Raw genomic sequence first — 21935 nt, 5'->3', positions numbered from 1 at the left:
CCTTGAAGGCACGCCGGTTTGTGTAGCCGCTGCCGCAGGCTGCGAACGGGCCCTGAGGGCACGCTGGAGCAGACGCCGCGTTGTTGCAGCTTTGCGCCGACTGCGTCGGCGTTCGCAGCCGCGCAGGTTCGGCAGCGGCTAAAAGGCCATGGGCGCCGTTCAGCGGGTGGTCGGGGGCGGCAGGCTCAGGCGAAAACGCGCGCCACCCAGGGGCGAGGCTTCCACGGTCAGGGTGCCGTCCTGGGCTTCCAGGGCCCGGCGGCTGATGGCCAGGCCCAGGCCGAATCCGCCGGTGGCGCGGTCGCGGCTGCGGTCCAGGCGGTAGAAGGGTTCGAATACCCGCTCGCGCTCGTCGTCAGGAATGCCGATGCCGTCGTCGTCGACCCAGATTTCACACCCCTCGTCGCTGACCAGCACGCCCACCTGAATGCGTTTCTCACAGTAACGGGTGGCATTGCGCAGCAGGTTCTGCAGGGCCCGGGCAGTCAGCCGCGGGTCCAGGGTGAAACGCTCCAGGGTGCCGTGCAGCAGGACATCGATGACGATGTCCGATTCCAGTTCATCGTCGACGCTGCCGAGGATGCTGTCGATGAACTCGTCCAGCGACACCTCGACCTGCTCCGGCAGGCAGGCCGGATTCTGCAGGCGGCTGTAGGACAGCAGCTCCAGCACCAGTTCATCCAGTTCACGAATATGCGCCACCAGCCCTTGCAGACGCTCGCGGCTGGCGGCGGGCAGATCGTCGGAGAGCACCAGGGCCAGGCCGAAATCCAGTCGGGTCAAAGGCGTGCGCAACTCGTGGGACACCGCATTGAGCAAGTCCCGCTGCTGGTTCAGGAGTTGCTCGATGTCCCCGGCCATGGTGTCGAAGACATGGGCCAGGCTGCCGATGTTGGAGCTGCCGGGCAGTTGCGTGCGTTCACTCAAGTGGCCCTTGCCGAAGCGCTCGGCGGTGCGCTTCAAGCGTTCCAGATCGCGCCAGTGGGGCCTGACCCAAAGCAGCAGGCAGGCCAGCAGCACCGCGACGATCAGCACGTTGATGCTCCAGTACAGCAGGTTGACGTCCAGAGGGTCCGGCGGCACCACCAGCTTCACCGCCAGCTGGTCATCCAGCGGCGACACTGCCAGTGTGCGCCAGCCCCAGTCTCCCAGGCGCACGACCTTCTCGCCGCGTTCCAGGCGCTCACGCTCGTAAAGGCTGAAGTCCGGATCGTCGATGCGCACCAGAGCCACCTGCAGCGGGTGGAACTCTTCGTCCATTTCCTCGGCCAGGGTCGGCCACTGGGACGCAGGCAGGGCGCGAAACTGCTTGACGATCAAGCTCTGCAGCCCCCGGGACTGATCCAGGTTGTAGTCCAGGAAACGCTCGTGGAAGACCTTGATCACCAGGTCGGGAATCAGGTAGATCGCTGCGCTGAAGGCGACGATGGTGATCAGGTACAGCCGGATCAGGATGCGCAGCATGGACTCAGCATTCCCACTCGGAACGGCTGAACAGATAGCCCTTGCCCCAGACGGTCTTGATCTTGCGCGCCTCGCCGGCATGGTCGTCGAACTTGCGTCGCAGCTTGGAGATGGCCACGTCCACCGAGCGATCGGTGCCGTTGAACTCGATGCCCCGCAGGCGCTGGAGGATCTGGTCGCGACTGAGCACTTCACCGGCATGTCGGGCCAGCACCACCAGCAGGTTGTACTCACCGCTGGACAGTTCCACCAACTGCTCGCGCCAGGTCACGGTGCGCTCGGAGAGGTCGATGCACAGGTTGCCCATGAGGATCTGGTCGCTGGCGGTCTGGGGCTCACTCAGGCTGCTGCGGCGCAACAAGGTACGCACCCGTGCCAACAGCACTCGCGGTTCGCAAGGTTTTGTCACATAGTCGTCGGCGCCCATTTCCAGACCCAGGACCTGATCATGGCTATCATCGCGCGCGGTCAGCATCAGGATCGGCAAAGTCGCCGAGTCGGCGCGCAACAAACGGCAGACCTGCAAACCGTCCAGCCCCGGCAACATCAGGTCGAGGATCACCAGGTCCGGCGGATTGGTCTTGGCCCGCTCCCGCACCTGATCGCCACGACTGATCACACTGACTTGATAGCCATTGCGCTCCAGATAACTGGCGATCAGTTCCGAGAGGGCGGAGTCGTCTTCGACGAGAAGAATATTGGGCATGAGCTGAGGTCTTTATTGAAGAAATACAGAGTACCGGCGTTTCTTATAGAGCACCGGCTACAACCAGCGAGGCGCCAAGGATATACAACAGCGGCAGCCCGGGCGCGCCCGCTTCACACTTTTTCACACAGCACCTACACAGCTTCACAGCGGGCCTTGACCCATGCCCTTAGCATGCCGAGGTCATTATTGGGGTATCAGCATGTCGAATAAACTCTTCGCGCCACTCTGCCTGTTGGTTCTGGCAGGGGCGCTGAGCGCCTGCGGCCAAACCGAAGGCGAACAGACACCACCGACCGCCACGGTGCGGATCGAGACGATCCAGAGCCAGGCCCTGTCCATCACCAGCGAACTGAGCGGGCGCATTGCCGCACCGCGGATCGCCGAAGTCCGTGCCCGAGTGGCCGGGGTGGTGCTGCAACGGACCTTCCGCGAGGGTTCCGACGTCAAGCAGGGTGACGTGCTGTTTCGCATTGACCCGGCGCCCTTCCAGGCCGACCTGGACAGCGCCCGGGCCAACCTGCGCAAGGCCGAGGCCAGCGCCTTCCAGGCGCGCCTGCAGGAACAGCGCTTTGCCAAGCTGATCGCCGACCAGGCCATCAGCGGCCAGGAATACGACAACGCCCGGGCGACCCGGCGCCAGGCCGATGCCGAAGTCGCGGCCAATCAGGCCGCAGTCAAACGTGCCAGGCTCAATCTGGACTTCGCCACCGTTACCGCGCCGATTTCCGGTCGCGTCGGCCGCGCCCTGGTGACCGAAGGCGCCCTGGTGGGCCAGAACGAAACCACGCCTCTGGCGCTGATCCAGCAACTGGACCCGATCCACGCCGACCTGACCCAATCCACCCGTGAGCTCAATGATCTGCGCCGGGCCTTGCGGGCCGGGCACTTGCAACAGGTGGGCAAGGACCAGGCCAAGGCCACCCTGATCCAGGACGACGGCAGCCTCTATCCGTTGCCGGGCAAACTGCTGTTCGCCGACATCAGCGTCGACCCGAGCACCGGGCAGATCATCCTGCGTAGCGAGTTCCCCAACCCGGACCTCGATCTCTTGCCCGGCAGCTTCGTGCGCGTGCGCCTGGAGCAGGCCGTCAACCAGCAGGGCATCAGCGTGCCGCAACGGGCCATCCAGCGTGACAGCGCCGGCGTCGCCCAAGTGTTGCTGGTGAATGCCGAGAACCGTGTGGTGCAACACCCGGTGCAACTGGGCGGGGTACAGAAAGACCGCTGGATCGTCACTGAAGGGCTCAAGCCCGGTGACCGCATCATCGTCGAAGGCTTGCAGCACGCCCGTCCCGGCGAGCTGGTGCAGATCGACGACACGCCCCTTCCGCTCGCTCAGAATCCTGGCCAGTAGGTAGTACGACATGCCGCAATTCTTTATTGACCGCCCGGTATTCGCCTGGGTGGTCGCCTTCTTCATCCTGTTGGGTGGCGCCCTGGCGATTCCCCAACTGCCGGTGGCCCAGTACCCCAACGTGGCGCCGCCGCAGATCGAGATCTACGCGGTCTATCCCGGCGCCTCGGCACAGACCCTGGACGAATCGGTGGTCAGCCTGATCGAGCAGGAGCTCAATGGCGCCGATCACCTGCTGTACTTCTCCTCCCAGAGCAGCCTGGGCAGCGCCACCATCACCGCCACCTTCCAGCCCGGCACCAATCCGGAGCTGGCCCAGGTCGATGTGCAGAACCGCCTCAAGGCGGTGGAACCGCGCCTGCCCCAGGCCGTGACCCAGCAAGGCCTGCAGGTGGAGAAAGTCTCCGCCGGCTTCCTGTTGCTGATCACCCTGACCTCCAATGACGGGCGCCTCAACGATGTGGCCCTCAGCGACTACCTGGCGCGCAACGTGATGAACGAGATCCGTCGCGTGGACGGGGTTGGCAAGGCCCAGCTGTACGGCGCCGAACGGGCCATGCGCATCTGGGTCGACCCGCAGAAGCTGATCGGTTTCAACCTGACCCCGGCGGACGTCAATGCTGCGGTCGCGGCGCAGAACGCCCAGGTGCCGGCCGGCAGCATCGGCGACCTGCCCAACCCCTCCAGCCAGGAAATCACCGCGACCATTCTGGTCAAGGGCCAGTTGACCACCCCCGAAGAGTTCGCCGACATTGTCCTGCGGGCCAATCCCGACGGCTCTACGGTGCGCATCGGCGATGTCGCGCGGGTGGAAGTCGGCAGCCAGGAATACCAGTTCGGCACACGCCTGAACGGCAAGCCCTCCACCGCTGTTGGCGTGCAGCTGTCCCCCGGGGCCAACGCGCTGAATACCGCGACCCTGATCCGCGCCAAGATGGATGAACTGTCGCGCTACTTCCCCACCGGGGTGGAATACAAGATCCCCTATGACACCTCGCCCTTCGTCAAGGTCTCGATCACCAAAGTGATCTACACCCTGATGGAAGCCATGGCCCTGGTGTTCCTGGTGATGTTCCTGTTCCTGCAGAACATCCGCTACACCCTGATCCCGACCCTGGTGGTGCCGGTGGCGCTGATGGGCACCTTCGCCACCATGCTGGCCCTGGGGTTCTCCATCAACGTGCTGACCATGTTCGGCATGGTGCTGGCCATCGGTATCCTGGTGGACGATGCCATCGTGGTGGTGGAGAACGTCGAGCGGATCATGGCCACCGAGGGCCTGTCGCCCAAGGAAGCCACGCGCAAGGCCATGAAGCAGATCACCGGGGCCATCATCGGCATCACCCTGGTGCTGGTGGCGGTGTTCATTCCGATGGCCTTCATGCCGGGTTCGGTGGGGGTGATCTACCAGCAGTTCTCCCTGTCCATGGCCACCTCGATCCTGTTCTCGGCCTTCCTTGCCCTGACCCTGACCCCGGCCCTGTGCGCCACCCTGCTCAAGCCCATCGCCGCCGGCGAGCACCATGAGCGCAAGGGCTTCTTCGGCTGGTTCAACCGACGCTTCGAACGCCTGAGCAACCGCTACGAGGGCGGCGTGAGCTACGCCCTCAAGCGCACCGGCCGCTACCTGCTGATCTACGTCGCGCTGCTGGCGATCATGGCGCTGCTGTTCAGCCGCCTGCCCTCCTCGTTCCTCCCGGTGGAAGACCAGGGCTACACCATCACCGACATCCAGCTGCCGCCCGGGGCCAGCCAGAACCGCACGATCAAGGTGGTGGAACAGATCGAGGCGCATAACACCGGCGAACCGGGGGTGGGCGACAGCACCATCATCCTCGGCTTCAGCTTCTCCGGTAGCGGACAGAACGCGGCCCTGGCCTTCACCACCCTCAAGGACTGGTCGCAACGGGGCAGCGACGACTCGGCCATGGCCATTGCCGACCGCGCCAACGGCGCCCTGAGTGCGATCAAGGACGCCGTGGTGTACGCCGTGCTGCCGCCGCCGATCGACGGCCTGGGCACCTCCAGTGGCTTCGAATTCCGTCTGCAGGACCGTGGCGGCGTCGGCCACGCCGCGCTGATGCAGGCCCGGACCGAGCTGCTGGCTGCCACGGAAAAGAGCCCGATCCTGGCCAACGTCCGCGAAAGCGCCCTGGCCGAAGCGCCCCAGGTGCAACTGGAAGTCGACCGCAAGCAGGCCAACGCCCTGGGCGTGTCCTTCGCCGATATCGGCAACCTGCTGTCCACGGCCCTGGGCTCGGCCTATATCAACGACTTCCCCAACCAGGGGCGCATGCAGCGGGTGGTGGTCCAGGCCGAAGGCGATCAACGCAGCCAGGTCGAGGACCTGCTGCGGATGAACGTGCGCAACAGCGCCGGCAAGATGGTGCCGCTGTCTGCTTTCGTCCGCGCCACCTGGACCCTGGGGCCGGCCCAGCTGACCCGCTACAACGGCTACCCGGCGATTGCCATTTCCGGCGAACCGGCTCCGGGCCACAGCACCGGTGAAGCCATGCAGGAAGTCGAGCGACTGGTGAGCCAGTTGCCCGCCGGCCTGGGCCTGGAGTGGACCGGTCTGTCGCTGCAGGAACGCCTCTCGGGCAGTCAGGCGCCGCTGTTGCTGGGCCTGTCGCTGCTGATCGTGTTCCTGTGCCTGGCGGCGCTCTACGAGAGCTGGTCGATTCCGACCTCGGTGCTGCTGGTGGTGCCCCTGGGGGTGCTGGGGGCGGTGCTGGCGGTGAGCTTGCGCGGGATGCCCAACGACGTGTTCTTCAAGGTCGGCCTGATCACCATCATTGGCCTGTCGGCGAAGAACGCGATCCTGATCATCGAGTTCGCCAAGAGCCTGTACGACGAAGGCCACGACCTGATCGACGCCACAGTGCAGGCAGCACGCCTGCGTCTGCGGCCGATCGTCATGACCTCCCTGGCCTTCATCCTCGGCGTGGTGCCCCTGGCCATTGCCACCGGCGCCAGTTCCGCCAGCCAGCAGGCCATCGGCACCGGGGTGATCGGCGGCATGATCACCGCGACCCTGGCGGTGATCTTCGTCCCGGTGTTCTTCGTGGTGGTCATGAAACTGGTAAAACGCGGTTCGTCCAAGGACTGAACCCAGACAAACGGGTCCCGATTCCGGGACCCGTTCCTTGCTTGATTGCCACGCTCAATCCAACCTCGAACGTCAGTCCTGCAACAGGCTGGTCAAACGCTCGCGAGAGGTCTCTGGCTCGCCTTCCACAGGCTGGGCAGAAGACAGGATGGGGGTGGAATAGAGCAACAGCAGAACCACAGCCAGACGCGTCAGCATGCTTTCGATCCTTGCTCGGGAAAGAGTCAATAATTCAGCGTCAAATTTAAACACATGGCTATGTGCCACTGCCAAGCATAATTTGTGCTGAGCCGCGTTTACATTCGAGGCTTTCACCTAAGTCGCGGATCATCTCCAGCAATGCCTTCACCCGCAGCGGCAAATTTCCGGCCGGGTACACCGCGTGCATCTGTGGGCTCTCACCGCTGCTGGAGGTGAGTTTGTACTCAGGACAAACCCGGATCAGGCGCCCCGCTGCCACTTCGGGCTCCGCCATCCAATCCGCCAAGCGGGCGATCCCGACGCCCGCCAGGGCTGCCTGGAATACCGCCAGGCCGGAGCTGAAACGAAATTTGGGATGAACCCGAAAGCTGATGGCCTGCTCCTCACTGCGAAAATTCCACTCCTTGAGAATCCGTGGCGCCGTATGCAGGATCAGCGAATGCGCCTCCAGTGCCTCGATGGACTCGGGCATGCCGTTGCGCTCCAGGTAGCCGGGGCTGGCGTACAGATAACGTGAGTAACTCCAGAGCGCAAAGCCGATCAGGTCGCTGGATTGTGGAAACGCGCCGCGAATCGAGAAGTCCAGCTTGCTCTTGGCCGGATCGATGATCTCATCGGTGAAAATCACATCGATATTAACGTCTGGATAACGCTCGCAGTATTGCGCGATCAGCCGGGGCAATACCCCTTGTCCGAGAAACTCGGGGGCGGAAAAACGGATCCAGCCGGAGGCCAGGCCGCTGAGACCGGACAGGTCTTCATCCACCTCACGTTGCAGGTCGAGCATTTTGTACGCGTGGGGCAACAGGCATTCACCCGCTTCGGTCAAGCTCACGGCATTGGACGAGCGATTGAACAACTTGAGCCCCACACTTTCCTCCAGGGCTTGAACGGCACGGGTCAGCGCGCTGGGGGAGCGCCCCAGCGTCCGTGCCGCGGCGACGAAGCTGCGCTTGCGAGCCACGGTCGCGAAGGCTTCAAGTTCCCCCAACATATTCAATGCCACTGTCCACCTCATTGCATTTTTCACAACGCGGCATTGCAACACAAAAAAAGGCCCTTCCGTTAACCTTCCCGCTCAACCCACAAGGATGGGGCAAACAGGAGCGCAAGGACGTGTCAAAGCTGGATGAAGTAATCGGTAAAGCCGCAGCTTGTGTTGATGAAGTCACTCATGAATGGCTGGCAGGAAAATCAGTGACTTCGATCCGACGGGAGATACCGCAAATTCATCTGTCGCTCGAAGAACAACGCACACTTCAGGCCGGTCTGGCAGCGCTGGACGTGACCGATAGCGCCTCGGGTATCCGCCACATGCCGGCCCTGGGGCGGCTGCTGGAAAGTGCCCTGTGCCCGGAGAAAATCCAGCAGCTACGCAATTTTCCACAGGCCCGTGACGTGGCGATGATCGTCAGGGGGCTGCCGCTGGACCCGCAACTGCCGGCCACGCCCTATGACCTGGAGCCGGGTATCGAGAACGTATCGACGCTGGCTGGGGCTATCTTGTCCGTGCTGCAAACCCTGCAAACCCGCCCAGTGGCCTACGAGGGTGAAAGCGACGACACCGTGTTCCGTCACGTTTCGCCCAAGCACAAGCGAGAGACCGAAAAGAGTTCCTATGGCTCGCGCGCTGACCTGGGCATGCACGTCGACAACCCTCACCTGCCTTTGACCTGCGAACCCGTCTCGCAGTTGTCGGCCTGTCCGGAGTACCTGTCCCTGACCGGCCTGCGCTGCGAGCTCGATGTGCCGACGCGCATCGTCGCCATTGACGAGGTGCTGGCCATTCTGCCGGCCTGTGTCGAAGAGGAATTGTTACGACCGAACTTCACTGTTCGCCGACCGGCCTCCTTCGGCAAACAGGGGAATGTGCTGGAAAACGTCCCCTTGCTGTACAGAAGCGCAACCGATGGCCTGTATTGCCGCTACAACAAAGCGAGTGTCGAAGCGACCTGCGCCAATGCGCAGTTTGCCCTCCAACTGTTCGCTGCCGCCGCCAATCATCCCGATGTCGTGCACCACATACTGCTGCAACCAGGGGACATGCTGATCTTCAAGAACCAGCAAACCCTGCATGCCCGAGATGGTTTTACCCCCCGTTACGACGGCCGTGATCGCTGGATGTTGCGGGTCTTCGGGGTCAATGATCCGGCACGCGTAGTGCCGCTGGCCCCTCATCAACCCTACATAGGCAGAGCCTGATTTCATGGTCGATATTGTCATCCTTTGCGTGTTCGCCTTCGCCGCCGGCCTGATCGATGCGGCGGTGGGCGGTGGCGGACTGATCCAGATTCCCGCGCTATTCAACGTGCTTCCCACCGCTCAACCGGCGGCGCTGCTGGGTACCAACAAGGTCGCGGCCGCCTGCGGCACTGCCTTCGCGGCCCGATCCTTCGTGCGCAAGGTGGTGATCAACTGGGGGCTTGTGATCCCCGCCGCCTGCGCGGCCTTTGTCATGGCCTTCTTCGGAGCCGCCACGGTGTCGTTCGTACCTCAGTCGATGATCCGGCCGGCGGTGCTGGTGTTGATTGTACTGATGGCGATCTACACCTTCTGGAAGAAAGATTTCGGCGCCCTGCACAAACCCATGCGCATCGGTACCAAGGAAAAACTGCTGGCGATCGTCATCGGCGGCGCCATCGGTTTCTATGATGGCCTGTTCGGTCCCGGCACTGGCAGCTTCCTGATCTTCCTGTTTATCCGCTGCTTCGCCTTCGACTTTCTGCATGCCTCGGCATCGGCCAAGCTGGTGAACATCGCGACCAACGTAGCGGCACTCATGTTCTTCATCCCAACGGGTAACGTGCTCTACCTGATCGCCATCCCCATGGCGGCATTCAACATCCTGGGCGCGCTCACTGGCACCTGGCTGGCCGTTCATAAGGGCGTGCCCTTTGTCCGCGCGCTATTCCTAGTGTTGCTGGTGATTCTGATCAGCAAACTGTCCTACGACATGCTCCTGTAAACCAGAGGAAAACTACATGCATCCGATGTTCGATCGCCTCGTGGCACTACTCGATGCCCGCTCAGCCTCCTACCGGGTGTTGATGCACGATGCCGAGGGCCAGTCGGCGCGCGTCGCCGAAATCCGTGGCACCGAGCCCGGTCAAGGCGCGAAGGCCATGCTTTGCTCCCTCAAGGGGCAGCCCGGACCCTATGCCCTGGTGATACTGCCGGGCGACCAGAAGCTGGACATGAAGAAAGTCGGAGCGGCCCTGGGCGGGAAAAAAGCCGAGCTGGTGAAGGCCGAAACCGCCATGGAGCTGACCGGGTGCCGGATCGGCGCCATCCCTCCTTTTGTTTTCGATGAGCGGATTCAATTGATCGTCGATCCGGCCTTGACCACAGGCTATGCAGAAATAGCCTTCAACGCGGGGCGGCTGGATGCGTCGATGGTGCTTGATACGCAGGATTATCTGGCGATTGCCATGCCTCGATTGCTGGACATCAGCCAGGCCTGAGCAAACCTTCCCCTTGCGCCCTCCCCTATGACATGCAGCAGACCTTGTCGATCGCAAGGTCGGCAAGCCATGCCGGCTTGGGCGCAAATCGTGTGGGGAACTCAGTGGCTACGGGACTACCTAGATATCGCGCTGGACATGCCAGGTGGCTAGCCAGCGCAGGCGTAACGCTAGCCGATCAGCCGTGGCTCTTGTGATCCAGGGCGGCGTAGAAGTTGGCGCTTTGTTGCAGGTACTTCTGGGTGTAGGTGTTGGTGGAGGATGTCTTGCGGCTGATTTCCACGTTGGCGCTGGCTGGCAGGGCCACGCTGGCGGAAATGGCGGAGGCTGCGATCACGGAGAAGAGATTGAAATTCATCGGTATAACCCTCGGATTCAGTTGGCTTGCTTGCCCGTGTGGGCTGTAGAGCAAACTTACTCCCGAGGGTTGGCGGGAAAAAATGCTTTGCGGCAGTAGCTATTATCAGCGTGATTGATAGAAGCAGTCAGGCCCCGTAACACGGGGCCTGCGGCTTATTGACGCACCAGGAACTTGATGTCGCTGGGGGCTTCGAAGGGCAGTTTCTGCACCGTCTTGCCGAGGAAACCGGTCTTGGCGTCACGTTCGATCACCACGATTTCATTGCTTTTCTGGTTGCCGATCAGCACGTAGCGATTGCTCGGATCGAGGCTGAACTCCCGCGGGTGATCGCCTTCCACGGAACGTCGCTGGATCTCCTTGAGCTGGCCATTGCTCGGGTCGATGGCGAACACCAGCAACTGGTTGGCCGTGCCACGGTTACTGACATACAGGTACTGGCCGTCCTTGGAGGCATGCAGGGCCGCCGCGGCCTTTTTCTCCTTGGAGCCATTGGCCGCCAGATCCAGCAACTGACGCTGGGTCAGCTTGCCGTCCTGATAGTCAAAGACCGCCACCTGGGCGCTCATCTCCAGGGTCAGGTAGGCACGCTTGCCATCGGCACTGAACAGCAAGTGGCGCGGACCACTGCCTGGGGGCAGCTGGACAAAGGCCGGTTCGGCGGGCGTCAGCGGATGTTCCGGATTGGCCTTGGGGTCGTAGCGGTAGACAAAGATCTTGTCTGCCCCCAGGTCGTTGGCGAACACGAACCGGCCGTCCGGGGACGACACCGACGAATGCACGTGGGCCGACTGTTGGCGCTCGGGATCGACCCGGCTGCCCGGATGGCTGGTGAGCTGCACCACCGGCGACAGATGGCCGTCGGCGCTGACCGGCACCACCGCCAGGCTGCCGCCCGGGTCCACGTCCACCGAATAGTTGCTGACGAACAGGTAGTTGCCGTCGGCGCTCAGGCTGGAGTGAGTGGGCTCGTTGCCCTGGCTCTGCACCTGGTTGATCAGGTTCAGTTGATGGGTCTTGGGCGCCAGGCTGTAGCTGCTGACACGACCGATGGGGTCAACCTGCCCCGGGCTGTTTTCATTCACCACAAAGACGAATTTCTGGTCCTTGGACAGGGTCAGCCAGGACGGGTTGGAGCTCTTCACCACCTGCAACGGCTTGGCATCGATCCGCCCGGTCCCCTCGTTGAAACGCAGGCGATACAGGCCCTGGCTCTGCCCTTGGGTGTAGGAACCCACCAGCAGTTCCTGGGTCTGTGCCGGCGCGGCCTGGACCGCCATGGCACCAACGCTGCCGGCCATCAACAGCGGCCAGAAATTACGCATCTTCATGCTCACTCTCCTCTTCGTCGCGGGCACTGAACGCGCTCATGCACACCAGGCGGTGCTCGCCGGAATCAGCGACCAGGGTCCAGCTCTGCAGCGCCTGATCAAAAGTCGCGGCCTGCACCTGGGCCAGGGTAAAGCTCCAGCGCTTGGCGGCACGGCCATCCATGCACTCGATCAGCAGGCGCTGCTCGTCGAGGGTGAAGTCGAAGGCGTGCAGGCCGTCGATTTCCAGCATGTCGCAGGCTTCAAGGGCGGTGAGCAAGGTGTCGGTAGCAGCGGTCATAGCAATCAATCATCAATTGGAAAGGCGCAATCATAGCTGATCGGCGCCCAAGGATCGGGCCCGTATTGCGCCCCGTCATCACTCGCCGCCGGTGTGGCCTGCGGCCACTGTCGAAGGGGTCTGGCCATGCCCTGCGGCGCCAGCCTGTTCATGCCCTGGAAGCAGGCATGAAAAAGCCGCACCCGAGGGCGCGGCTTGGTGTTCAAAACGCCTGGATCAGTGAGCGAACAGCGAGTTGCCCTTCTGCCCCGCCAACTTCTCCGGCTTGATCAGGAACCGCGCCAGGGCCGGCAGCAGCCACAGGGCACCGAACATGTTCCACAGCAGCATGAAGGTCAGCATCAGGCCCATGTCGGCCTGGAACTTGATCGCCGAGAAGATCCAGGTGCACACGCCGATGGCCAGGCACAGGCCGGTGAACAGCACCGCCTTGCCGGTGGAACGCAGGGTCTGGTAGTAGGCCTCCTGCAACGGCAGTCCGGCACGCAGGAAGCTTTCCAGACGGCTGTAGATATAGATGCCGTAGTCGACCCCGATGCCCACACCCAGCGCCACCACCGGCAAGGTCGCGACCTTGACGCCGATGCCCATGAAGGCCATCAACGCGTTGCCCAGCACCGAGGTCAGCACCAGCGGCAGGACGATGCACAGGGTCGCCGCCCAGGAGCGGAAGGTGATCATGCACATGCCGGCCACACAGATGTACACCAGGATCAGGATGGTCAGCTCGGATTCCTTGATCACCTCGTTGGTGGCCGCCTCGATCCCGGCGTTGCCAGCGGCGAGGATGAACTCCAGGCCATCCTTGTTGTGCTGCGCGGCGAATTCCTGCACCGCATGCACCGCGCGGTCCAGGGTCGCGGCCTTGTGGTCATTGAGGAACACCAGCACCGGCGCCAGGGAGCAGTTGTTGTTGTACAGGCCGTCGGCCCGGGCAATGGAGTTGTTGAGCACATCGGGGTTGCGCGACAGGGTTTCCCATTTCAGGTTGCCCTCGTTCATGCCCTTGATCATCTGCTTGGACACGGTCACCAGGGAGATCGCCGACTGCACGCCCTCGGTGTTCTGCATCTTCCACATCAACTCATCGATGGGGGCCATGGCTTCATAGCGCGAACAGCCTTCGGCCGCGGTCTTGACCATCACCACCAGCACGTCGGAGCTGGTGGAGTAGTTGCTGATGATGAAGTTGTTGTCCTTGTTGTAGCGCGAGTCGGGACGCAGCTCCGGCGCGCCCTGGTCGAGGTCGCCGATCTTCAGGTTCTGGCTGTACCAGAGGCCGCCGCCAAAGGCCAGCAGGGCCAGGCCAATGGAGATCGGCGCCACTTTGGGGCTGGCAAAATTCGACAGCAGGCGCCAGAACGGATGCTCGCGGGAGGCATCCTTCTTGCTGCGTTCGATGGCGCGCTTGCTGATGCCGACGTAGGAAATCGCCACTGGCAGCAGGATCAGGTTGGTGAACACGATCACCGCCACACCGATGGAGGCACCGATGGCCAGCTCGCGGATCACCCCGATATCGATGATCAGCAAGGTGATGAAGCCCACGGCGTCGGCGAGAATGGCGATCATCCCCGGCAGGAACAGTTGGCGGAAGGTCCGCCGCGCCGCGGTCAGGGCGTTGTCGGCGTCACTGGACTGCAGGGCGATACCGTTGATCTTCTGCACCCCGTGGGAGATGCCGATGGCGAAGATCAGGAACGGCACCAGCATCGAGTACGGGTCCAGGCCAAAGCCGAAGGCATGCATCAGCCCCAACTGCCAGACCACCGCCACCAGAGTAGTGATCAGCACCGCGATGGTGCTGCGGATGCACCAAGTGAACCAGTACAGCAGCACCAGGGTGATGATGAAGGCCACGCCGAAGAACATCACCACCATGATCAGGCCATCGATCAGGTCGCCGACCTTCTTGGCGAAGCCGACAATGTGGATCTTCACATTGGGGTTCTGCGCTTCGAACTTGTCGCGGATCTTTTCTTCCAGCTGATGGGAGAACTTCTGGTAGTCCAGGGCCAGCAGCTTGCCCTGGTCCTGAGGGTCCGGGTAGGACTCCAGCAACGGGATGTCGACGATGCTGGATTTGAAATCGTTGGCCACCAGGCGCCCGACCTGGCCGGACTTGAGGACGTTGTTGCGCAACTGGTCGAGGCTTTCGGGCGAGCCGTTATAGCTCTGGGGAATCACCTCGCCACCGGCGAAACCCTCTTCGGTCACCTCGGTCCAGCGCACGCTGGGGCTCCACAGCGACTTGAGCCCGGAGCGGTCGACGCCAGAGATGTAGAACACCTCGTCGTTGATCTGCCGCAGGGTCTCCATGTACTCCTGGGTGAAGATGTCGCCGTCGCGGGCTGCCACCGAGATACGCACGGTGTTGCCCAGGTTGGCCAGGTCGTTGCGGTGCTCCATCATCCGCTCGATGAACGGGTGCTTGAGCGGGATCATCTTTTCGAAACTGGTGGAAGGCCGAATCAGGGTCGCCTGCCAGAACAGAAAAGCGCTGACCAAGAGGCAAATGAAGATCACTGCCGGGCGGTTGTTGAAAATCAGGCGTTCGAGAAAGTTCGCCTTGTCCTGGTGATGACTGCTCATGGAATTCCCCACCTTCTTATTATGTGCCCGGCTTATTTGCCGACGTCAGCGCCGGTTGCCGCAGAGATCCGCACCCCGCCCTGCCCAGCCAGGATCAGCTTGCCATTGCCGGCAGCGGTCACCGCCGACAGCGAGAGGCGGTCCGCACGGTTGAATACGCTGAAGGTCTGGCCGTGGTCGGTACTGCGGATCACGCTGCCGCCGTTGCCGACGATCACCAGCGAGCCATCGTCCAGCAAGGTAGCACCCGACAGGCCGAACTCCAGGGCGCCACGGGCAGCGTTCAACTCCACCTGCTCCCAGGTGTTGCCGAAATCCGTGGAACGATAGAGATTGCCCCGCAGGCCGAACACCAGCAGGGTCGCCGGCTGGCCGGTAGCGATCACGCCGAACAGCGAACCTTCATAGGGACCTTCGAGGCGTTCCCAGGTCTGCCCGTCATCGGCGGAGCGGAACAAGCTGCCCTGCTCGCCGACGATAAACAGTCCGGAATCCTTGACCTGGGCAATGGCGTTGAGGTGGAACTGGTCTTCGTTGTCCAGGCGATCGCTGACGTCTTCCCAGTGCTGGCCACCGTCGGTGGTTTCCAGCAAAGCGCCATAGGCACCGACGGCGTAGCCGTTGCGGGTGTCCTTGAACCAGACATCGAGCAAGGGCGCTTCACGCTTGAGGTCCTGGAACTGCCGACTCCAGGTGACACCGCCATCGGTGCTGGCCAGGACCTGGGCATCGTGGCCCACCGCCCAGCCGTGCTGGTCATCGACAAAATACACCGCGGTCAGCAGTTGCCGGGTGGGCACCTTGGCCTGCACCCAGGACGCTCCCTGATCGTCGGAATAGAGAATGTGCCCGCGATCGCCCACGGCCACCAGGCGCTTGCCGGCGTGGACCACATCGAGCATCAGGCTTTTCGCCGCCTTGGGCGATTCGATGGAATAGACAGTATCCGCTGCGGTGGCAGCGGCCAGGACCGGTGTCGACAGCGTCACGACACCCAACAGCGAGAGCGCTGTAGCCAGCAATGCGAACGTGCGCAGCGCCGGCGGGCGGCCAACAACTACACCCATGACAGGCTCACTCATAGACCATTCCCCCATTATTATTGTCAGGTCATTTGACCTCTCAGGGCGCCTTCAGGGGTTTTCGATGCCTGGACCGACCGTGAAGATCGTCCTGAAACCTGCACTCTAGAGCCCCTTCAGCTGCGGGCTATCCTATCGGGCTTTGGAAAGGTCTGACAATCAACGCCACGTTATCTTTTGTTAATCACCGCGTCTGGCCAGGCCCCTGAATGCTCGGGCATTCGCTGGGCTGATCGATGCTCCTCTGCAGCAGGCGAGGAAGCGTTGATACCGGTACGAAAAGCTTGTCAATCTAGCTGAGGTTTGCGCGACCTGTCGTCGTGTAGCGCCGGTACACGACCAAAGGCTGATCCAGGGCATAAGCCGCTGCTACCCAGTGTTGACTATGATGAGCTGCGTGGGTGGCGAGCCCGATGACCTTCAGGAGTGACGCATGATTGCCATACGCGAGGCGTGGAAGGCTGGCTTGCTCGGCCCCCGGCACTGGGCTCGCAACCTGGTGGCCGGGGTGATTGTCGGCGTGGTGGCGCTGCCCCTGGCCATGGCGTTTGCCATCGCCTCCGGGGTCAAGCCGGAACAGGGCATCTACACCGCCATCGTCGGCGGCCTGCTGGTGTCGCTGTTCGGCGGTAGCCGCTTGCAGATCGCCGGCCCCACCGGGGCCTTTATCGTGATTCTCGCCGGGGTCACCGCCAAATACGGGGTCGACGGCCTGCAACTGGCGACCATGATGGCCGGGATCATCCTGTTCCTGCTGGGCATCAGCCGCCTGGGCGCCCTGATCAAATTCATCCCCGACCCAGTGATTCTCGGCTTCACCGCCGGGATCGGGGTGATCATCTGGGTCAGCCAGTGGAAAGACTTTTTCGGCCTGCCCGCCGTCCAGGGCGAACACTTCCACCAGAAACTCTGGCACCTGCTGCAAGCCCTTCCCGAACTGCATCTGGCCACCACCCTGCTGGCCTTGCTCAGCCTGACGCTGCTGTTGTGGGTACCCAGGATCCCCACGCTCAAGCGCCTGCCGGCGCCGCTGGTGGCCATGGTCCTGGCCACCGCCTTGCAGTCACTGTTCCAGTTCCAGGGCGTGGCCACCATCGGCAGTGCCTTTGGCGGCATTCCCCAGGGCTTGCCGACCCTGCAACTGCCCGAGATCAGCCTGCCACGGATACTCGACCTGATAGGACCGGCCTTCGCCATCGCCATGCTCGGAGCCATCGAATCGCTGTTGTCGGCGGTGGTGGCCGACGGCATGGCTGGCACCCGCCACGACTCCAACCAGGAACTGATCGGCCAGGGCATCGCCAACCTGGCCACACCGCTGTTTGGCGGGTTCGCCGCCACCGGTGCCATTGCTCGCACCGCCACCAACATCCGCAACGGCGGCAGCAGCCCGCTGGCCGGCATCACCCACGCCGTGGTGCTGGTGCTGATCATCCTGTTTCTCGCGCCGCTGGCGGCCAATATCCCGTTGTGCGCCCTGGCGGCGATCCTGTTCGTGGTGGCCTACAACATGAGTGAGCTGCACCACTTCAAGCGCATGGTGCAGCGCGCGCCCCGGGCGGATGTGGCAATCCTGCTGTGCACCTTTGTGCTGACGGTGTTCAGTGATCTGGTGATTGCGGTGAACATCGGGGTGATCCTGGCGATGCTGCATTTTCTGCGGCGCATGGCCTCCTCGGTGGAGGTGCAGCAGGTGGTGGGGGAGGATCTGGAGAACGAATTGCGCGGCAAAGGACGCGGGCACCTGCCTGCCGGGGTGCTGATCTATACCATCGAAGGCCCCCTGTTCTTTGGCGCTGCCGAAACCTTTGAACGGGCCCTGGCCCAGACCCATAGCGATCCCAGGCTGCTGATCATCCGCCTCAAGCATGTGCCGTTCATGGATATCACTGGGCTGCAGACCCTGGAGGAAGTGATAGGTCAGCTGCACAAGCGCGGGATCGTGGTGAAACTGTGCGAAGCCAACCTGAAGGTACATGCCAAGCTTGAGCGCGTGGGCATCCTGCACGCCATTGGCGCGCAGAACTATCACCGCGACTTGAGCAGCGCACTGCCCCCCCTGTAGCCGCTGCCGCAGACTGCGAACGGTCTGGGCGGCACTGCGTCGCAGGGACGCATCGGTCTCAAGACCGACAGAGGTATGACAGCGATCGCCAAGCAAGGTCCTGCGGACCTTGGCGCAGCTTCGCAGGCTCAGCAGCGGCTACAGGTGTAGCCGCTGCCGCCGTCAGGCGAGGCTTTTGCTCACCACTTCGAACACGTCGCTGGAGAGATCGCCGGAGGCACGGATGCGCTCCAGTTCGCCCTTCATCAGCGCCTGGCGGGCGCTGTCGTATTTGCGCCAGCGAGTCAGTGGTGCCAGTTGCCGCGAGGCAATCTGCGGGTTGAAGCCGTTGAGCTGGATCACCAGATCCGCCAGGAAGCGATAGCCGGAACCATCGGCCGCGTGGAAGTTGATCAGGTTCTGCCCGGCAAACGCCCCCACCAACGCCCGCACCTTGTTCGGGTTCTTGAGGTTGAACGCCGGGTGCTGCATCAGCGCCTTGACCCGCTCCAGGCCACCCGGCAACGGGCTGCCGGCCTGGACGCTGAACCACTGGTCCATGACCAGGGCGTTGTCCTTGAAGTTCTCGGCGAACACTGCCAGAGCCTGGGCCTTCTCGGCCTCGAACGGCGAGTTGACCAGCACCGCCAGGGCGGTGAGGCGCTCGGTCATGTTGTCGGCGCTGTCGAACTGCTCGATGGCCGCCGCCAGCACTTCGGGCTTGTGGGTGAGCATCAGGTATGACAGGGCAATGTTCTGCAGTGCGCGACGGGCGAAATGCTCGGACTCGGCCACGTAGGCCGTGGCCTTGGACACTGACCGGTTGGTCTGGTAACGCTTCCACAACGCATCGAACAGGCTGTCAGCCAGTTGCTGGCGAGCAAACTCGCGCGCTGCATGGATCGCCTCGACATCCGCCACTTCGCTGATTTCGGTGAGGTAGGCCTCGCCCGGCAGGGACAGCATTTCCGCGACCATGGCCTGGTCCAGGCTGTCATCCGCCAGCACGGTGCCCAGGGCGGTCACCAGACGCTCGTCCATCACCAGCGCCTGCCCCTGCTGATGCTGGGCAATCAGTTCTTGCAGCACTTGCACGGCCAACTGCTGGCCGGCGTCCCAACGGTTGAAACCGTCGCTGTCGTGCTGCATGAGGAACATCAGCTGGTCGCGGTTGTAGGGGAAGCTCAGCTTCACCGGCGCCGAGAAGCCCCGCAGCAGCGAAGGCAGCGGCTGTTCGGTGATGTCGACGAAGGTGAAGGTCTGCTCGGCCTCGGTCACCGAGATCACCCGGGAAGTTCCCTGGGCGGCGTTTTCGCCGGACAGGCGCAGGGCCATGCCCGCCCCTTTCGAGTCCAGCAGGCCCAGCTCCACCGGGATCACGAACGGCAGTTTCTCCACCTTGTCCGGGGTCTGCGGGCAGCTCTGGCGGAAGGTCAGGCTGTAGGTCTTGGCGGCGGCGTCGTAGGACTCGCTGACCGCCAGCCGTGGCGTACCAGCCTGGCTGTACCAGCGTTTGAACTGGGTCAGATCGACGCCATTGGCATCTTCCATGGCCTTGACGAAGTCGTCACAGGTCACGGCCTGACCGTCATGGCGCTCGAAGTACAGGTCACTGCCCTTACGGAAACCTTCAGCCCCGAGCAAGGTGTGGATCATGCCCACCACTTCCGAACCCTTTTCGTACACGGTCAGGGTGTAGAAGTTGGAAATCTCGATAAAGCTTTCCGGGCGCACGGCATGGGCCATGGGGCCGGCGTCTTCGGCGAACTGGTGGGTGCGCAGGTAGGCCACGTCCTGAATGCGCTTGACGGTGCGCGAGTTCATGTCCGAGGAGAAACCGGCATCGCGGAACACCGTGAAGCCTTCCTTGAGCGAGAGCTGGAACCAGTCGCGGCAGGTCACGCGGTTGCCCGACCAGTTGTGGAAGTATTCGTGGGCAACGATGGCCTCGACCCGCTGGTGGGCGGCGTCGGTGGCGGTTTCGGCACGGGCCAGCACGGCGCTGGAGTTGAAGATGTTCAGGCCCTTGTTTTCCATGGCGCCCATGTTGAAGTCGTTGACCGCAACGATCATGAAGATGTCCAGGTCGTATTCACGGCCGTAGGTCTCTTCGTCCCAGCGCATGGACTTTTTCAGGCTGTTCATGGCGTGCTGGCACTTGTCGATGTTTTCCGGCTCGACATAGATGCGCAGCGCCACATCGCGGCCGCTCTGGGTGCGGAAGCTGTCTTCCACGCACCACAGGTCGCCGGCCACCAGGGCGAACAGGTAGGCGGGTTTCATGAACGGGTCTTCCCAGGTCGCCCAGTGCCGGCCGTCTTCACCGGGGCCGCTGGCAATCGGGTTACCGTTGGACAGCAGCACCGGGTAGCGGTGCTGCTCGGCCACCACGGTGGTGGTGAACTTGCTCATCACATCCGGGCGGTCGAGGTAATAGGTGATCTTGCGAAAGCCCTCGGCTTCGCACTGGGTGCAGAACATGCCACTGGACTTGTACAGGCCTTCCAGGGCGGTATTGCTTTCCGGGTGGATCTTCACGCTGGTGTCCAGGGTGAAGCTGGCGCTGGTGGGGTGCAGGGTCAGGTGGCTGTCGTCCAGCTGGTAGTCGTCAGCACTCAGCGGCTGATCGGCGAGGCTCACCGATAGCAGCTCCAGCTGCTGGCCATCCAGCACCAGCGGCGGCAGCCCGGCGCCACGGGCCGGATTGCGACGCATCACCAGCTGCGCATGGACCAGGCTGTGGTCCTCGAACAACTCGAAGGTCAGGTGGGTCTCGTCGATCAGGTACTCGGGGGCCTGATAGTCCTTCAGGTAGATCATCTTCGGTTGATCGGTGCGCATGGCGAATTCCTTCTACTGATGCACGGCGAGCTGGTAGGCCGTGTACTTACGAATGTTGATCACGCCGGTGTCGAAGATCAGGTACTGGCCCTTGATCCCCAGCAGCGTGCCTTCGGCAATCGGGTTCTTGTCCAGGTTGAAGCTGACGATCTTGGCCGGGTACTGCTCGACCGGATAACGGATCTCCAGGGGCTCGATATCGGTCACCGGCTGAATCGCCTGCAGGCCGAAACGCTCCTGCAGGGCCAACAGGCCCTCGGCGCAGGATTCAAACAGTTGCTCGCGCACCGCCACCAGGTCCACCGCCTGGGCATCGCCCTTGAGCAAGGCACGCCAGTTGGTCTTGTCCGCCACCTGGGAGCGCAACAGATCCTCGACGAAGCCCGATTGCTGGCGGGTCGCCACGCGCATGATCGGCAGCGCCTGGCTGGCACCCTGGTCGAGCCAGCGGGTCGGCAACTGGGTGGCGCGGGTGATACCGACCTTGATCCCCGAGGAGTTGGCCAAATAGACCACGTGATCGGTCATGCAGAACTGCTCGCCCCAGGACGGCTCGCGGCAGGTGCCGGCGTCGTAGTGGCAACGTTCCGGACTCATGATGCAGATATCGCACTGGGCCAACTTGGTCATGCACGGATAGCAGTAACCCTGGCTGAAACTGGTCTTGGTCTTGCGCCCGCAGTGGGTGCAGTGGATCGCCCCCAGGTATTCCAGGCGCACCCGGGTACCGATCAGGGGGTTGACTGGTACCTCGCTGTCACCCAGGCGAAAAGCGTACTGAACATTCGGCCCGTCCAGGCGTGCCGACATTTTGCTGATGGAACCGCGGCCAATCTCGATCAATGGATGGCATCCGACTTGAACAGGATGTTCGGCACCGGCGCCGACTTCGAGGCGCATTCCTGCGGGCCCATGTAGCCGGTGCGCTGGTCCTCGGGCAGGTTCTGCATTTCCCAGGCGATCATCGCCTGCAGCGACAGCTCGCGCTGCTCGGCGGTGAGCTTGCGGCCATCGGACCATTTACCGATCTCTACCGCCAGCTTCAGGCTCTGGTAGATCTCGGGGGTGATGTTTTCGATCATTTCGACAAAGGACGACATACAAGACTC

Annotated in this window: 18 protein-coding genes; 6 read left to right on the top strand and 12 right to left on the bottom strand. The window is 62.7% G+C overall.

Annotated elements, in window-relative coordinates; translation table 11 throughout:
* Nucleotides 1-159 precede the first annotated feature (159 nt).
* Both J5M73_RS05680 and J5M73_RS05675 read right to left on the bottom strand, forming a co-directional pair.
* Complete coding sequence (locus J5M73_RS05680) at nucleotides 160-1464, bottom strand: ATP-binding protein (protein WP_102865203.1); 1305 nt, start codon at nucleotides 1462-1464, stop codon at nucleotides 160-162.
* 4 nt (nucleotides 1465-1468) lie between these two features.
* A complete protein-coding gene (locus J5M73_RS05675) occupies nucleotides 1469-2170 on the bottom strand; it encodes a response regulator transcription factor (protein WP_102865204.1) in 702 nt (233 codons plus the stop codon).
* A gap of 202 nt (nucleotides 2171-2372) precedes the next feature.
* Here J5M73_RS05675 and J5M73_RS05670 point away from each other — a divergent pair, with 202 nt between their 5' ends.
* Nucleotides 2373-3527: an efflux RND transporter periplasmic adaptor subunit gene (locus J5M73_RS05670; RefSeq protein WP_102865205.1), complete on the top strand. Its 1155-nt coding sequence runs from the start codon at nucleotides 2373-2375 to the stop codon at nucleotides 3525-3527.
* Nucleotides 3528-3537: 10 nt separating this feature from the next.
* Entirely contained in the window at nucleotides 3538-6636 is a 3099-nt protein-coding gene (locus tag J5M73_RS05665; protein WP_207815080.1) for an efflux RND transporter permease subunit, read from the top strand.
* Nucleotides 6637-6708: 72 nt separating this feature from the next.
* On the opposite strand, the gene J5M73_RS32050 is transcribed toward J5M73_RS05665, so the two are convergent.
* Both J5M73_RS32050 and J5M73_RS05660 read right to left on the bottom strand, forming a co-directional pair.
* Nucleotides 6709-6834 (bottom strand): hypothetical protein, encoded by a 126-nt coding sequence (locus J5M73_RS32050; RefSeq protein WP_016965043.1) that lies wholly within the window; start codon nucleotides 6832-6834, stop codon nucleotides 6709-6711.
* Nucleotides 6835-6892: 58 nt separating this feature from the next.
* Entirely contained in the window at nucleotides 6893-7843 is a 951-nt protein-coding gene (locus J5M73_RS05660; RefSeq protein WP_102865207.1) for a LysR family transcriptional regulator, read from the bottom strand.
* On the opposite strand from J5M73_RS05660, the gene J5M73_RS05655 reads away from it, so the two are divergent.
* The 3 genes from J5M73_RS05655 to J5M73_RS05645 are packed head-to-tail and all read left to right on the top strand — an operon-like array spanning nucleotide 7837 to nucleotide 10298.
* Nucleotides 7837-9039 carry a TauD/TfdA family dioxygenase gene (locus J5M73_RS05655; protein ID WP_243433679.1) on the top strand — a complete coding sequence of 401 codons (1203 nt, stop codon included), beginning with the start codon at nucleotides 7837-7839 and terminating at the stop codon, nucleotides 9037-9039. The two genes, J5M73_RS05660 and J5M73_RS05655, sit on opposite strands and share 7 nt — an antisense overlap.
* A 4-nt stretch (nucleotides 9040-9043) precedes the next feature.
* Nucleotides 9044-9802 (top strand): TSUP family transporter, encoded by a 759-nt coding sequence (locus J5M73_RS05650; RefSeq protein WP_102865209.1) that lies wholly within the window; start codon nucleotides 9044-9046, stop codon nucleotides 9800-9802.
* 16 nt (nucleotides 9803-9818) lie between these two features.
* Nucleotides 9819-10298, top strand: coding sequence for a YbaK/prolyl-tRNA synthetase associated domain-containing protein (locus J5M73_RS05645; protein WP_080963096.1), 480 nt, complete (start codon nucleotides 9819-9821; stop codon nucleotides 10296-10298).
* A 178-nt stretch (nucleotides 10299-10476) separates the two neighbouring features.
* Here J5M73_RS05645 and J5M73_RS05640 read toward each other — a convergent pair whose 3' ends face one another.
* The 5 genes from J5M73_RS05640 to J5M73_RS05620 all read right to left on the bottom strand — a co-directional run bounded on the left by J5M73_RS05640 (nucleotide 10477) and on the right by J5M73_RS05620 (nucleotide 15941).
* A complete protein-coding gene (locus J5M73_RS05640) occupies nucleotides 10477-10656 on the bottom strand; it encodes a hypothetical protein (protein WP_102865210.1) in 180 nt (59 codons plus the stop codon).
* Between the two features lie 155 nt (nucleotides 10657-10811).
* Nucleotides 10812-11987 (bottom strand): lactonase family protein, encoded by a 1176-nt coding sequence (locus J5M73_RS05635; protein WP_102865211.1) that lies wholly within the window; start codon nucleotides 11985-11987, stop codon nucleotides 10812-10814.
* Entirely contained in the window at nucleotides 11974-12267 is a 294-nt protein-coding gene (locus tag J5M73_RS05630) for a DUF5629 family protein (RefSeq protein ID WP_102865212.1), read from the bottom strand. The genes J5M73_RS05635 and J5M73_RS05630 overlap by 14 nt, the downstream gene beginning before the upstream one ends.
* A 216-nt stretch (nucleotides 12268-12483) precedes the next feature.
* Entirely contained in the window at nucleotides 12484-14859 is a 2376-nt protein-coding gene (locus J5M73_RS05625) for an RND family transporter (protein ID WP_102865213.1), read from the bottom strand.
* A 32-nt stretch (nucleotides 14860-14891) separates the two neighbouring features.
* Entirely contained in the window at nucleotides 14892-15941 is a 1050-nt protein-coding gene (locus tag J5M73_RS05620) for a YCF48-related protein (protein ID WP_102865214.1), read from the bottom strand.
* A gap of 433 nt (nucleotides 15942-16374) precedes the next feature.
* On the opposite strand from J5M73_RS05620, the gene J5M73_RS05615 reads away from it, so the two are divergent.
* Entirely contained in the window at nucleotides 16375-18006 is a 1632-nt protein-coding gene (locus tag J5M73_RS05615) for a SulP family inorganic anion transporter (protein ID WP_102865215.1), read from the top strand.
* 162 nt (nucleotides 18007-18168) lie between these two features.
* Here J5M73_RS05615 and pepN read toward each other — a convergent pair whose 3' ends face one another.
* Genes pepN through J5M73_RS05600 form a run of 3 tightly spaced genes read right to left on the bottom strand, consistent with a single transcriptional unit; the run spans nucleotide 18169 to nucleotide 21926 of the window.
* Nucleotides 18169-20826: an aminopeptidase N gene (gene pepN, locus J5M73_RS05610; RefSeq protein WP_102865216.1), complete on the bottom strand. Its 2658-nt coding sequence runs from the start codon at nucleotides 20824-20826 to the stop codon at nucleotides 18169-18171.
* A 12-nt stretch (nucleotides 20827-20838) separates the two neighbouring features.
* Entirely contained in the window at nucleotides 20839-21669 is an 831-nt protein-coding gene (locus J5M73_RS05605) for a DUF2797 domain-containing protein (protein WP_102865217.1), read from the bottom strand.
* Nucleotides 21666-21926 carry a DUF1315 family protein gene (locus J5M73_RS05600; protein ID WP_011061566.1) on the bottom strand — a complete coding sequence of 87 codons (261 nt, stop codon included), beginning with the start codon at nucleotides 21924-21926 and terminating at the stop codon, nucleotides 21666-21668. Before J5M73_RS05600 ends, J5M73_RS05605 begins: the two co-directional genes overlap by 4 nt.
* Between the last annotated feature and the right edge of the window lie 9 nt (nucleotides 21927-21935).

The organism is Pseudomonas sp. 50_B, from assembly GCF_017491625.1.
Lineage (GTDB): Bacteria > Pseudomonadota > Gammaproteobacteria > Pseudomonadales > Pseudomonadaceae > Aquipseudomonas > Aquipseudomonas danubii.
The sequence above is the reverse complement of the archived record's forward strand: the minus strand, read 5'-3'. Positions and strand labels throughout refer to the sequence as shown.